This is a genomic window from Nocardioides sp. IC4_145 (assembly GCF_011250565.1).
Taxonomy (GTDB): Bacteria; Actinomycetota; Actinomycetes; order Propionibacteriales; family Nocardioidaceae; genus Nocardioides.
Map to the genome: position 1 here is coordinate 1 of NZ_JAANMS010000045.1, position 13,430 is coordinate 13,430.

A 13,430-nucleotide genomic window follows, 5' to 3' on the forward strand; every position below is an offset into this window, starting at 1 on the left:
GCTGGCCGTCCCCGCCCCGGCGACCGCGAGCGACGAGCAGCCCGCCCCCGGCCCCACGGCGTACGCCGAGGACGGGCCGTACGGCGTCGGGCAGCGCAGCATGCGGCTGCCGTCGGGTGCGCTGGTGGAGGTCTGGTACCCGACCCGCCCGGCCGACGTCGCCGGGAAGCCGGAGGGCACCTACGACATCGTCGAGCACCTCCCGCCCTTCTTGAAGGGGTTGCTGCCCGAGGGCGCCACCGTCACCCACCCCAGCGGCGGCGTGCGGCGCGCGCCGATCGCGCGCCGCGGCTTCCCGCTGGTCGTCTTCAGCCACGGGTTCGCCGGCTTCCGCCAGCAGTCGACGTTCCTGACCGCGGCGATGGCGTCGTGGGGCTACGTCGTCGCGGCGCCCGACCACCGCAGCCGCACGATGACCACCGTGCTCGGCGGCACGCCCGGCACGACCACCGACGTGCAGGACCTGCGCGACACGATCACGCTGCTCGGCGCCAAGTCCCGCACCAAGAAGAGCTGGCTGCACAAGCGCGTCGACATGACCCGCGTCGGCGCGGTCGGCCACTCCGCCGGCGGCCGCGCGGTCGAGAACCTTGCCGTCGCCGACGCCCGCGTCGACACCTGGGTCGGCATGGCCGGCGCCGCGACCGGGGCGCTCGACGAGGGCGCCACCGAGGTGCCCACGCAGCCGGGGCTGCTGCTCGTCGGCGGCGCGGACGAGATCGTCACCCAGGAACGGATGGAGCAGGCGTACGTCGCCATGTCGGCGCCCAAGCGCATCGTGGTGCTCGGCGGCGCCGGCCACCTCGCGTTCAGCGACCTGTGCGAGGTCGGCGACGGCGACGCCGGCCTGCTCTCGGTCGCCGAGCTGCTCGGCGTGCCGATCCCGGCCAACCTGGTCCGGCTCGCCTCCGACGGCTGCATCGACCCCGAGCTGGCCTCGGTCGACGCCTGGCCGGCCATCCGGCACGTCGTCGTCGCGCAGCTGCGCTCGGTGCTCGGCCCCGACCAGGCGGCCCCCGCGCTCGACGGGCTCGTCGAGGCCTGGCCGGGCGTCGTCACCGACAGCCGCAGCGCCCAGTAGCCCGGCCGGACGAGTCCGGCCGGGCGACGCCGAGGCTGCACCCCACCTGTCGCACAGGTCCCACCCGTTCAGCAGGACAGCGCCGAGACCCTTCTTTAGGATGAGGCGCGTGACGCAGGTCGAGGAGCAGGAGGAGCGCTCCACGACTGACCCCGGGCCAGCGCCCGCGCGGCGCACGCGGCGAGGTCCGCGCGTCGCGGCCATGACGGCGTACGCCGTGGTCCTGGCCGTGTGGTCGCAGCTGCTCGGCATCCCGAACGACACCGTCCAGGTCTTCCTGTGGCTGTGGCTGGCCACGATCGCCTGGAACGTGCAGGAGCCCGCGCGCCACCACCTGCAGTTCCTGCGGGACTGGTGGCCGCCGGTGGTCGGGCTGGTCATCTACTTCTACAGCCGCGGCCTCACCGACGAGCTCGGCCTGCCGGTGCACATCACGATGCCGATCCGCGTCGACGAGTGGCTCGGCGGAGGCACGACCCCCACCGAGCACCTCCAGGCCGCCTGGTGCGGCGACCCGTGCACGCGCGACCTGCCGCCGCGGTGGTTCGACGTGGCGCTCACGACCGTCTACGCCTCGCACTTCGTCACCGGGCTGACCCTGGCCGCGGTGCTGTGGCTGCGCAGCCGGCCGGAGTGGGTGCGGTGGATGCGCCGCTACCTCGCGATCAACTTCGGCGCGCTGGTCGTCTACATCCTCTACCCGATGGCGCCGCCGTGGATGGCCTCGCGCGACGGCTACATGGGCGAGGTCGCCCGGATCACCAGCCGTGGCTGGGCCGACGTGGGGCTCGGCCGCTTCGACCTGGTGCTGCAGGGCGTCGGCAACCCGGTCGCCGCGATGCCGTCGCTGCACGCGGGGATCGCGTTCCTCGTCGCCGGCTACGGGATCCTCCGCCTGCGGACCCGGTGGCGGTGCCTGCTCGCGGCGTACCCCCTCGCGATGTCGCTCGCGCTCGTCTACTTCGCCGAGCACTACGTCATCGACGTCGTCGCCGGCGCCGTGCTGGCCGGGCTGGTGCTTGCCGGCTGCGGCTGGTGGGAGCGGCGCCAGGACCGCGCGCCCGCGCACTGACCTCGACGCCCGGCTCCACCACGCGCCCGGCAGGATGACCGCATGGACCTCAGCCTCACCGACGAGCAGGAGGGCTTCCGGGCCCTCGCGCGGGAGTTCCTCGAGCGCGAGGCCGTGCCGCACCGGATCGAGTGGGACCGGCGCGAGGCCGTCGACACCGCGATCATCCCGGCGATGGCCGAGATCGGGTTCTTCGGGCTCACCATCCCCGAGGAGTACGGCGGGCTCGGCGGCGACTACCTCACCTACGTCCTGGCCATGGAGGAGCTCGGCCGCGCCGACTCCGCCCTGCGCGGGATCGTCTCGGTCTCCAACGGGCTGGTCGGCAAGTCGATCCTCGCCGCCGGCACCGAGGAGCAGAAGCAGGAGTGGCTGCCACGCATCGCGTCCGGCGAGGTGCTCGGCTGCTTCGGGCTGACCGAGCCCGACACCGGATCCGACGCCGGCAACCTCACCTCGCGGGCGGTCCGCGACGGCGACGACTACGTCATCACCGGCCGCAAGCTGTTCATCACCAACGGCACCTGGGCGCAGGTCGCGCTCGTCTTCGCGCGCACCGGCGGGCCGGGGCCGCGCGGGGTCACCGCGTTCCTCGTGCCGACCGACGCGCCGGGCTTCGAGGCCCGCGAGATCAAGGGCAAGCTCGGCCTGCGGGGCCAGGCGACCGCGGAGCTGTTCCTCGACGACGTGCGCGTCCCCGCCTCCGCCCGCCTCGGCGAGGAGGGGCAGGGCTTCAAGATCGCGATGACCACCCTCGACAAGGGTCGCGTCTCGGTCGCCGCCGGCTGCGTCGGCATCGTGCAGGGCTGCCTGGAGTCCGCGGTCTCCTACGCCACGACGCGCACCCAGTTCGGCCGGCCGATCGCGGGCTTCCAGCTCGTGCAGGACCTCATCGCCGACATCTCGCTCGACGCCGACGCCGCGCGGCTGCTCGTGTGGCGCTGCGCGGACCTCATCGACCGCGGGCAGCCGTTCGGCGTCGCCGCGTCCAAGGCGAAGCTCTTCGCCTCCGAGGCCGCCGTCCGCGCCGCGAACAACGCGATCCAGGTCCACGGCGGGTCCGGGTACGTCGACGAGTACCCGCCCGCGAAGTACCTCCGCGACGCCCGCGTCATGACCCTCTACGAAGGCACCAGCCAGGTGCAGAAGCTGCTCATCGGGCGCGCCGAGACCGGCATCAGCGCCTTCGTCTGAACCCTCACCCCTTCCCTCAGGAGGACCCTCCGTGCCGATCGACCCCCAGCTCGACGTGCTGCTCCAGCTCATGGCCGGCTCCGGCAGCCCGCCCATGTACGAGCAGACGCCCGAGGACGCTCGCCGGGGCTTCCGCGTGCTCACCGTCGACCTGCGCGACCCGGCCTCCGTGCCGGCCGTCGACGCGGTCGAGGACATCACCGTCCCGGGCGCCGCCGGCGACCTCGCCGCGCGCGTCTACCGACCCGCCGCCGCCGGCCCGCTGCCGACCGTGGCGTTCTTCCACGGCGGCGGGTTCGTCATCGGCGACCTCGACACCCACGACCTGACCTGCCGGACGATCGCGACCCTCTGCGACGCCGTGGTCGTCTCCGTCGACTACCGGCTCGCGCCGGAGCACCCCTTCCCCGCCGCGGTGGACGACGCGCTCGCCGCCGCCCGCTGGGTCTCGGACTCGCTGGCCGACCTCGGCGGGGACGACCGGATGGCCGTCGCGGGCGACTCGGCCGGCGGCAACCTGTCCGCGGTCGTCGCCCAGGCGTTCCGCGACGAGGACCGCCCGCTCGCCGCGCAGCTGCTCGTCTACCCCGTCACCGACATGGGCGGCTCCTACCCCTCGCACACCGAGAACGCCGAGGGCTACTTCCTCGACCGGCGCACGATGGACTGGTTCGGCGCGCAGTACGTCGGCGACCCCTCCGCGCTCGGCGACCCGCGGCTCTCCCCGCTGCACGGCCGCCTCGACGGTCTCGCCCCCGCCGTCGTCGTCACCGCCGAGCTCGACCCGCTGCGCGACGACGGCAACGCCTACGCCCGGGCGCTGTCCGAGGCCGGTGTCGCCGTCGAGCACCGGGTCTTCCCCGGCCTCATCCACGGCTTCGTCGACATGGGCCGCCACTCGACCGCGGCCCAGGCCGCCGTCGAGGAGACCTGCGGGCTCTTCCGGAAGGTGCTGCACGACGGGGCGGTGCGCTGACCGTGGCTGCCGCACCCTCCGCCCGCGACGTCGTGCTCGCAGTCGCACCCAGCGCGCTCGGGCTGGTCGACCCGACCACCCTCTCGCCGCGCGCCCGCACGGCGTACCGCCTGGGCCTCACCGTCACCACCTCCGCCTCCGCCCTCGACGGGCTGCGCGACCCGGAGCTGCACGCGCCGCCCGCCGTCCAGTGGCTCGGCGCCGCTGCTGTCGCGGGCCTGACCTGGCGGACCATGCCGCGCTGGGAGCGCGCCGACGTCTCCTTCCACCGCTGGCTCGCCGACCACGGCCTCCGCCGGTCCCGCCTCGTCGTCTCCGTCGCCTCCGCCGCTGCCCTGCTCGCGATCGCCGCCGCCGAGCGTCGGCGTGCGGCCGGGCAGGGCGTCGCGGTCGAGGAAGGGGCCGAGGCGGGCGACGAAGGGGGAGACGAGGTCCCGACCGGCGGGTAGCCGCCGCGGCGCGCTCGCGGGTCGTCGCGGAACGGCCCGCGGCGTCGACGATCGTTCAATTGCGCCGAAGTGTCGCGCGATCGGCCCGGCCGGCTGCTGAGACCGCGCAATTGCGCCGGAGTGTCGGTCCCCTGGTCGCGGTCGTGTGCCGGAGGACGAGCCGGGGCGCGTCGCTGGGCACACGACCCCGGCCCCAACGCACGGAAGGCACGGAATGCCCCGGCGGCCCCGGACTACCGCCGGGCCGGCACAGCGACGAGGTCGAGGTCGCGGGCGGCGTGGACGTCGGGGTGGTGACCACCGGCGTCGCGGGCGAAGGGCTCCTCGTCGGGATGACGGGCGGAGTAGTGGGTGAGGACGAGTCGGCGGGCGCCGGCCTCGGCGGCGAGACGGCCGGCCTGGCCGGCGGTGAGATGGGCATACCGGTCGGCGAGCTCCTCCTCGCCGTCGAGGTACGTCGCCTCGCTGACGAGCAGGTCGACGTCGGCGGCCAGGTCGAGGGCGCCGTCGCACCACCGCGTGTCCATGACGAACGCGAACGACTGCCCAGGCCGCGGTTCGCTCACCTCCTCGAGCGCCACGCGGCGGCCATCCACGACGAGCGACCCGGCCCGTTGCAGCTCGCCCACGGCGGGCCCGGCGATCCCGCGGGCGGCGAGGGCCTCGGGCAGCATCCGGCGACCGTCCGGCTCCTGGAACCGCCAGCCGTAGGTCTCGACCCTGTGGTCGAGCTCGCCGGCGCTCAGCACGAGCCCGCCCCAGTCGTCGACCCGGCCGGCCGCCGAGACGGGGTGGAGGCGCACGTCGGGCGTGGCGACGGCGGCGCTGGCGTCGAGCAGCCGCTCGACGTACGGGAGCCCGGACGCCGGGAAGTACAGGTCGACCGGCCGGGTCACCCCGTCGACGACCATCCGCTGCAGCACGCCCGGGAGGCCGAGGCAGTGGTCGCCGTGCAGGTGGGTCAGGCAGAGGCGCGTGATGCTCGCCGCGCCCAGGCCGGCGAAGGTCAGCTGGCGCTGCGTCCCCTCCCCCGGGTCGAGCAGGACGACCTCGTCGTCCCACCGCAGCGCCGCCGCCTGGTGGGCGCGCGTGCGCGTCGGCACCATCGAGGCGGTGCCGAGCACGACCAGCTCGCGCACGCTCATCGGTTCAGCCGGCCGAGCCGCACGCCATCATCGCCAGCTCGAGCAGCAGCTTGTCGCGGGGGTCGGCGAGCGAGCGGCCGGTGAGCTGCTCGATCTGCTTGAGGCGGTAGATCACGGTGTTGCGGTGGCAGTAGAGCTCCTCGGCCGCGTGCGTGGGTGAGCCGCCGTGGCGCAGCAACGCGGCGAGGGTGTCGAGCAGGGTCCGGGCCTGCGCCTCGGGCTGGTTGAGGATCGGGCCGAGGGTGCGGGCAAGCAGCAGCGGGGCGACCTGGGGGCTGCCGGCGAGCAGGACCTCGGGCAGCCGCTCGGTGACGGGCACGACGCCGCGGCCGGCGCGCGGGAGCGTCTCGGCGGCGCGGCACGCCAGCTGGAACGCCGTGGCGAAGCCGGCGAGGCCGTCGGGCGCCGCGGCCACGCCCATCCGCCCGGCGGCGTACGGCTCGAACAGCTCGGCGATCCCCGGCTCGTCCGGCAGCGGCCCGGCCAGCAGGCCGAAGTAGATCCCGGCGCGGACGTGCCAGCGGGCGACGACGCCGAGCCGGTCGAGCCGGTCCTCGGCGGGGCCGAGGGAGTCCGGCGGGTCGTCGTAGAGCGCGACCACGCAGGCGACGGCGTCCTCGGCGCCGAGGTCGAGCACGGCGCGCGCCTCCTCGGCGAAGTCGGGGTCGGCGCCGCGGCCCTCGAGCAGCCCGTCGAGCACCGACTGCTGGCGCTGCAGGTCGTGGCGCTGGAGGCGAGCGGCCTCGCGGCGGTAGGCCTCGATGAGCACGGCGTTCTGGACGTCGAGGTTCGACCACACCGTGCCGCCGGCGGCGAGCAGCACCCGGTCGTCGACCAGGCCCTCGGGCGCGGTCGCCGAGCGGGCGATCAGCGCCTCCCACAGCACCCGCGCGCCGAGCATGTAGGCGTTGAGCACCAGCTCCAGCGGCACGCCCTGCCGCGCACGCCGCCGACCGGTCTCGCGCCAGACGTCGGTCGCGGTCTGGTTGCCCGACGGCCGTTGCCCCGAGAGCACCTCGAGACCGCGGCGGATGTGCACGCGGGTGCTCTCCCGGACGTCGACGCGCAGCTCGGGGCCGATCCGCTCGTAGAGGTGCGCGTCCCGCTCGAAGAGCGCGAGCGTGATGCTGTCCGCGATCGTGTCCGACTGGTCGAGCAGCAGCGCCCACGCCTGCGCCGCGGCGTCGGCCGCAGGGGCGTCCGGCGTCGCGCCGACGGTCGGGTGGGCGGAGCGCATGAGGGCACGTTCGCACTCCCTGCACAAAGAGCACCAGCCCCGGCGCAGGTTCGGGGCGGCCCGTCCAACCGAATCTGTGCGCCGCGCCCAGTGCGCATCCTGTGCGCGGGCACCAAGGTGGTCCGCGTCACACCCCGGGGACCCGCCTCGGGGCGTCCGTCCGGGAGGTCCGTTGCCGCCGTCTCCGAGCAGCCCCGACAGGCCTGCAGGCACCCCGGCCGCGGCCGGCGTGGACGAGCGCGCCACGGCCCTGGCGCTGCACGGCGTGACGGTCACCTTCGGCGGCGTCAAGGCCCTCACCGACGTCGACCTCGCCGTCACGCCCGGCACCGTCCACGGCGTCATCGGCCCGAACGGCGCGGGCAAGACCACGCTGTTCAACGTCGCGTGCGGCTTCGTCGTGCCCGACGACGGCACGATCGAGCGCCGCGGCGAGCGGCTCACCCGGCTGCGGCCGCACGACCTGGCGGGCCTCGGGATGGCGCGCACCCTGCAGGGCCTGGGGCTCTTCGACCGGGTGACCGTCCTGGAGAACGTCCTCGTCGGCGCCGACCGCCACGCCCGCTCCGGCTTCCTCACCGCGCTCCTGGGCCTCCCCCGCGCGGCCCGCGACGACCGCGCCCTGCGCGAGCGGGCGATGGCCGTGCTTGACCGCCTCGGCATCGCGTCGTACGCCGCGCGCTATCCCGGCAGCCTGCCGTACCCGGTCCGCAAGCGGGTCGCGCTGGCCCGCGCGCTCGCGGCCGAGCCCGACCTGCTGCTGCTCGACGAGCCGGCAAGCGGCCTGGGCGCCGACGACATGGCCCAGCTGGGCGACCTGGTGCAGTCGCTGGCGGCCGAGCAGGGCGTCTCGGTCCTGCTGGTGGAGCACCACATGGACCTGGTGATGCGGGTCTGCGACGAGATCACCGTCCTCGACTTCGGCCGCCGCATCGCCTCCGGCACGCCGGCGCAGGTGCGCGACGACCCGGCCGTGCTGGCGGCGTACCTCGGCGAGCAGGTGGGCTGACCCGTGCCCGCGATGCTCACGATCACCGACCTCGCCGCCGGTTACGGCCCGGTCCGGGCCCTCGACGGCGTCTCGTTCACCGCCGAGCGCGGCCGGGTGACCGCCGTGCTCGGCGCGAACGGCGCCGGCAAGACCACGCTGCTGCGCACGATCAGCGGCCTCCACCGTGCCGAGCGCGGCTCGGTCGACCTCGACGGCCAGCGGCTGGACAAGGTCGCCGCCGAGCGGATGCCGGCCCTCGGCCTCGCCCACGTCCCGGAGGGGCGCGGCGTGATCACCGAGCTGACCGTCGAGGAGAACCTCCGCCTCGGCGCGCTCGGCCGCGCCGGCAAGGTCGACAGCAGCGACCTCGAGCGGGTCTACGGCCTCTTCCCGGTCCTCGCCGACCGCCGCGCGGCGACGGCCCACGTGCTCTCGGGCGGCGAGCGCCAGATGCTCGTCGTCGGGCGCGCGCTGATGGCCCGGCCGACGACGCTGCTGCTCGACGAGCCGTCGCTGGGGCTCGCGCCGCGCATCGTCGCGCAGATCTTCGAGCTGCTCCGGGGCCTGGTCGAGTCCGAGTCGCTCACCGTCCTGCTCGTCGAGCAGAACGCCCGCAGCGCGCTCTCGATCGCCCACCGCGGCGTCGTGCTCAACCTCGGCCGCGTCGTCGCCGACGACGATGCCGACGCGCTCGCGGCCGACGACCAGCTCCGTCACGCCTACCTCGGATTCTGAGCGGGAGACCTCGTGCAACAGCTCCTCAACACCGCCCTCGGCGGCCTGACGCTCGGCATGGTCTACGCCGCGTTCGCGCTCGCCCTGGTGCTCATCTGGCGCTCGACGCGGGTGGTGAACTTCGCGCAGGCCCCGATGGCGATGGTCACGACGTTCGTCGCGCTGGTCATCGTCGACGCCGGCCACTCCTACTGGCTGGCCTTCGCCGCGGCGCTGGCCAGCGGGCTGGTGCTGGGCGCGGTCATCGAGCGCGTGGTCGTCCGGCCGGTCGAGGGCGGTCCCGAGATCAACGCCGTCATCCTCACCCTCGGCCTGTTCATCGTGCTCCACGCGCTCGCGGCGGTGATCTTCGGCAACCGCTACCGCAGCTTCCCGGCGCCGTTCGGCGTCCGCGGCATCGAGGTCGGCGGGACGACGATCGCGCTGACCGGCTTCGGCATCTTCACGATCCTCGCGGTGCTGGTGACGATGGGGCTGCTCCTCCTGCTCTTCCAGCGCACCGACATCGGGCTGCGGATGCGCGCCTCGGCGTTCAACCCCGAGGTCGCCCGGCTGCTCGGCGTCCGCGTCGGGCGGATGCTGACGCTCGGCTGGGCGCTGGCCTCCGTGGTGGGGTCGCTGGCCGGGCTGCTCATCGCCGGCGGCAGCCTGGTCCACCCCGGCTACATGGACTCCGTCGTCGTCTACGGCTTCGTCGCCGCCGTGCTCGGCGGGCTCGACAGCCCGTTCGGCGCCGTCGTGGGCGGGCTGCTGCTCGGGCTCGCGCTCTCCTTCGTGAGCGGGTACGTCGGGTCGCAGCTGGTCGCGCTCGCCGCGCTGGTGATCCTCATGCTCGTGCTGGTCCTCCGGCCGGGCGGCCTGTTCGCCCAGACCGCGGCGAGGCGGGTCTGATGGCCGCCCTGCGCGCCCGCGCCTCCGCCTGGTGGGCCGGCTCGATCCTCGGCCGGCACCTGCTCGTCGCGCTGCTCGGCCTGGTCGTGGTGGTGGTCGTGCTCGAGAGCTCGAGCGACTTCCGCAACCTCCAGCTCGCCTCGATGGCCTACCTCGGCATCGCCGCGGGGGGCCTGACCGTGCTGACCGGCCTCAACGGCCAGATCTCGCTCGGCCACGGCGCGCTGATGGCGATCGGCGCCTACACCACCGCCCTGCTGCTCGACGACCGCGAGGCGAGCACGCCGCTGCCGCTCGTCGTCCTGGCCGCGGTCGTGGTCACCCTGCTGGTCGGCATCGCGGTCGGCGCGGCCGCCGCGCGGCTGCACGGCCCCTACCTCGCCGGCGCCACCCTGGCCCTGGCCGTCGCCGTGCCGGGCATCGCGCTCTACTTCAAGGAGCAGCTCGGCGGCGAGCAGGGCCTGCGCGTGGTGCTGCCCGACATCCCGGCGTGGGTGCTCGACCTGGCGTTCTTCGTCACCGGCCAGGACCTCACCCGCAGCCGGTACGTCGCCTACCTGGCCTGGGTCACGCTGGTCATCACCTTCGTCCTCCTCGCGAACCTCTCCCGCAGCCGGGTCGGCCGGCGCTGGCGGGCGGTCCGCGACGACGAGGTGGCCGCGGAGCTGGCCGGCGTGCACCTGGGCCGGGCCCGGGTCTCGGCGTTCGTCGTGAGCGCGGCCGCGGCGGGCGCGGCCGGCGCGATGATGGCGGTGACCGTCCGGCTCGCCGCGCCGAGCGGCTTCACGCTGACCCTGAGCCTCACGCTGCTCAGCGCGGTCGTCCTCGGTGGGCTCGGCAGCCTCGCCGGCGCGCTCATCGGGGCCGCGCTGCTCACGTTCCTCCCCCAGGTCGTCACCGACCTCGGGGTCGACGCCGGGCTCTCCGACATCCGCGCTGCCGAGCTCGCGCCGCTCGTCTACGGCGTCGTCATGGTGCTCGTCATCCTGCTCGCCCCCGCCGGGATCGTCGGCACCGTCCGCACGGCCCTCGTCAAGCGCCGGCTGCGCCGATCCGCCGTCGCGCAGACCGGCGGGGCCGCGACGACGGACCCGACCTCGCCGGCCACCCCAGCCACGGACCCAGCCACGGACCCAGCCACCACCACCTCGAAGGGAAGCACGACATGAGACGACGGCTCCATCGGCCCACCACCCTCGTCGCCGCCGCCACGGTCGGCGTACTCCTGCTGGGCGCCTGCGGCGCCGGCGGCCGGGACGACGACGGCGGAGGTGGCGACGGCGGTGACGGAGGCGGCGGCGCGACCGCGCCGGGCGTCACCGAGGACTCCATCAAGATCGGCGCGCACTTCCCGCTCACCGGCGTGGCCGCGCCCGGCTACAACGAGATCCCGACCGGCGCGAAGGCGTACTTCGACTACGTCAACGCGCAGGGCGGGGTGCACGGACGGCAGATCGAGTACGTCGTCCGCGACGACGGCTACAACCCCACCAACACCAGCTCGGTCACCAACGAGCTCGTGCTGGAGGAGGAGATCTTCGCGATGGTCGGCGGCCTCGGCACGCCCACCCACAGCGCGGTCGTGGACTTCCTCAACGACGAGGGCGTCCCGGACTTCTTCGTCTCCTCCGGCTCCCTGCAGTGGGGTGACGACCCGAGCGCCTACCCCTACACGTTCGGCTGGCAGCCCGACTACGAGATCGAGGGCAAGATCATCGGCCAGTACGTCGCGGAGAACATGCCCGACGCCAAGGTCGGCCTCTTCCTCCAGGACGACGACTTCGGCGACGACGCCGAGAAGGGCGTGCGCCAGTTCCTCGACGACCAGGTCGTCGCGGCCGAGCGCTACACCTCGGGCAACACCGACGTGGGGCCGCAGATCGCGAGCCTCCAGGCCGCGGGCGCGGACCTGGTGCTGTCGTTCAACACGCCGTCGTACACCGCGCTCAGCCAGCTGGTCGCGCTCAAGCTGGGCTACGAGCCGCAGTGGTTCTACACCAACGTCGGCTCCGACGCCGACCTCGTCGGCTCGCTGCTCTCCCGCTTCTCCGAGGGCGCGGTCGAGGGCGGGTCGAGCTCGCTGGACGGCGTGATGACCACCGAGTACATCCCCGGCGTCGACCAGCCCGACGACCCGTGGGTCCAGCTGTGGCAGAAGGTCTGGGACGGGCACGGCGAGAAGGGCAAGCTGACCAACTACCGGGTCTACGGCATGTCCCACGCCTACGCGTTCGTGCAGGCGCTGCAGGCGGCCGGCGAGGACCTCACCCGCGACGGCATCGTCGAGGCGATGGAGGAGATCGGCGCCGACCTCGAGGGACCGCAGCTCGCGCCGTTCCGCTACTCCTCCGACAGCCACCTCGGCATCTCCGGCATGCGGGTGGTCGAGATCCGGAACGGCGCGGGCGAGGACCTCACGCCGGTGCTCGTCACCGACATCGGCGACGCCGAGATCGTCGAGGACGACTCCGGCCAGGACGGCGACGCTCCGCCGGAGAACGGTGTGCCCGAGGCGCCGTGACCTTCGTCGTGACCGGCGCTCGACACGCACGCGCCTGAGGCTCCGAGACCGTGAGACGCCCACCCGGGTCCACCCGGGTGGGCGTCTCTCATCGGTAGACGCGGATCCGGGCGAGCAACGGCGCGTGGTCGGAGGCGTAGCCGTCGAGGACCCGGTGCCGCGCGACCTGCGCGGTGCCCGACCCGCCACGGGCCCCCGCTGCGGCTCTGCGCAGGGACCGGTCGGCGACGAAGACGTAGTCGATCCAGCGGGTCTCGCGGGTCGGCCGGAGCCCGTCCAGGCCGAGCAGCTGGTACGTCGAGGTGGCGTGGCCGCGGAAGGTGCGGGTGATCCCGCCGGCGGGCTTCGCGCGGGAGTCGTCGGCGAAGTCGAAGTTGTAGTCACCCGTGCCTAGCACGACCGAGCCGGGCGCGGTGTCCCACATCCGCGCGAGCTTGGCGAGGTGCTGCTTCGCGCGCTCGGCGTTCAGGTTCCGCTCGAAACGCTGGCCGGTCTCGATGTGCTGGTTCACGTGGGTGTTGAGCAGGGTGACCGTGCGCCCGGTCGCGCGGTGCCGCAGCTGCGCGGTCACCACCCACCGGGCCGGGAACGGGTCGGTCGTCTCCCGCGGGTAGCCGCCCCGGTGCATCCGCCGGAACGACACGTCGAGCAGCTCGAACGTCGCCGTCCGCCACGAGACCGCCAACGAGATCGGCCCGTCGGGGTCGGGCCAGTGCCAGGTCTCCCAGCCGCGGGCGCGGTACTGCGGGTACAGCTGGCGGAACGCCGGCGACTTCGACTCCTGCCAGCCGATCAGGTCGACGTCGTCGCGGCCGGTGAGCCGGTCCCAGTCGCGCCGGGCCCGCTCGAGCGGCAGGTGCCGCAACGCGTTGTAGGACACCACCCCGATGGTGGTCAGCACCTCTCCCGGCAGCCGTGGCGCCACCCGCGGCCGTCCCTCCTCGACGGCTGGGCGTGGCGTCCCCCCACCCGGGTCCGTCCCGTCGCGCCCGAGCGCCACCACCACCGCCACCGTGACCACCACCGCCGCGACCAGCGCGGCGAGCACGCGGAGCGCGACCCGGAGCATGGCGAGGAGCGTACGTCCCGGCCGCGGGTGGGGCCGGAAGATCGGCACCACCTCCGCGCCGTCGTATCC

At 74.3% G+C, this 13,430-nt stretch carries 13 protein-coding genes; 10 read left to right on the forward strand and 3 right to left on the reverse strand.

From position 1 onward, the window contains the following. From G6553_RS16800 to G6553_RS16820, 5 genes are all read left to right on the forward strand, one after another. Positions 1 to 1,081 (forward strand): dienelactone hydrolase family protein (locus G6553_RS16800; protein ID WP_207619919.1); only part of this gene is annotated, 1,081 nt, incomplete at its 5' end. A gap of 109 nt (positions 1,082 to 1,190) precedes the next feature. Continuing rightward, positions 1,191 to 2,153, forward strand: coding sequence for a phosphatase PAP2 family protein (locus tag G6553_RS16805; RefSeq protein ID WP_166195601.1), 963 nt, complete (start codon positions 1,191 to 1,193; stop codon positions 2,151 to 2,153). Between the two features lie 42 nt (positions 2,154 to 2,195). After that, positions 2,196 to 3,347: an acyl-CoA dehydrogenase family protein gene (locus G6553_RS16810; protein WP_166195604.1), complete on the forward strand. Its 1,152-nt coding sequence runs from the start codon at positions 2,196 to 2,198 to the stop codon at positions 3,345 to 3,347. Between the two features lie 31 nt (positions 3,348 to 3,378). After that, on the forward strand, positions 3,379 to 4,323 hold the full coding sequence (locus tag G6553_RS16815) for an alpha/beta hydrolase (RefSeq protein WP_166195607.1): 945 nt from the start codon (positions 3,379 to 3,381) through the stop codon (positions 4,321 to 4,323). A 2-nt stretch (positions 4,324 to 4,325) separates the two neighbouring features. Then, the gene (locus G6553_RS16820) at positions 4,326 to 4,772 is read left to right on the forward strand and encodes a hypothetical protein (protein ID WP_166195610.1); all 447 of its coding nucleotides are present in this window, start codon (positions 4,326 to 4,328) and stop codon (positions 4,770 to 4,772) included. A gap of 233 nt (positions 4,773 to 5,005) precedes the next feature. Here the strand turns inward: G6553_RS16820 and G6553_RS16825 are convergent, their stop codons facing one another. Together G6553_RS16825 and G6553_RS16830 are read right to left on the reverse strand one after the other, a co-directional pair. After that, on the reverse strand, positions 5,006 to 5,917 hold the full coding sequence (locus G6553_RS16825) for a ribonuclease Z (protein WP_166195613.1): 912 nt from the start codon (positions 5,915 to 5,917) through the stop codon (positions 5,006 to 5,008). A gap of 4 nt (positions 5,918 to 5,921) precedes the next feature. Next, a complete protein-coding gene (locus G6553_RS16830; RefSeq protein WP_166195615.1) occupies positions 5,922 to 7,154 on the reverse strand; it encodes a PucR family transcriptional regulator in 1,233 nt (410 codons plus the stop codon). Between the two features lie 229 nt (positions 7,155 to 7,383). On the opposite strand from G6553_RS16830, the gene G6553_RS16835 reads away from it, so the two are divergent. Genes G6553_RS16835 through G6553_RS16855 form a run of 5 tightly spaced genes read left to right on the forward strand, consistent with a single transcriptional unit; the run spans position 7,384 to position 12,292 of the window. Further along, positions 7,384 to 8,163 carry an ABC transporter ATP-binding protein gene (locus tag G6553_RS16835; protein ID WP_347565776.1) on the forward strand — a complete coding sequence of 260 codons (780 nt, stop codon included), beginning with the start codon at positions 7,384 to 7,386 and terminating at the stop codon, positions 8,161 to 8,163. A gap of 12 nt (positions 8,164 to 8,175) precedes the next feature. Beyond that, positions 8,176 to 8,880 (forward strand): ABC transporter ATP-binding protein, encoded by a 705-nt coding sequence (locus tag G6553_RS16840; protein ID WP_166195690.1) that lies wholly within the window; start codon positions 8,176 to 8,178, stop codon positions 8,878 to 8,880. A gap of 12 nt (positions 8,881 to 8,892) precedes the next feature. Continuing rightward, positions 8,893 to 9,771, forward strand: a complete 879-nt coding sequence (locus tag G6553_RS16845; RefSeq protein WP_166195621.1) for a branched-chain amino acid ABC transporter permease — start codon at positions 8,893 to 8,895, stop codon at positions 9,769 to 9,771. Beyond that, positions 9,771 to 10,940 carry a branched-chain amino acid ABC transporter permease gene (locus tag G6553_RS16850; RefSeq protein WP_166195624.1) on the forward strand — a complete coding sequence of 390 codons (1,170 nt, stop codon included), beginning with the start codon at positions 9,771 to 9,773 and terminating at the stop codon, positions 10,938 to 10,940. Before G6553_RS16845 ends, G6553_RS16850 begins: the two co-directional genes overlap by 1 nt. Continuing rightward, entirely contained in the window at positions 10,937 to 12,292 is a 1,356-nt protein-coding gene (locus tag G6553_RS16855) for an ABC transporter substrate-binding protein (RefSeq protein WP_166195627.1), read from the forward strand. The genes G6553_RS16850 and G6553_RS16855 overlap by 4 nt, the downstream gene beginning before the upstream one ends. A gap of 88 nt (positions 12,293 to 12,380) precedes the next feature. Here G6553_RS16855 and G6553_RS16860 read toward each other — a convergent pair whose 3' ends face one another. Continuing rightward, positions 12,381 to 13,361 carry a hypothetical protein gene (locus G6553_RS16860; protein ID WP_166195629.1) on the reverse strand — a complete coding sequence of 327 codons (981 nt, stop codon included), beginning with the start codon at positions 13,359 to 13,361 and terminating at the stop codon, positions 12,381 to 12,383. Positions 13,362 to 13,430 lie beyond the last annotated feature (69 nt).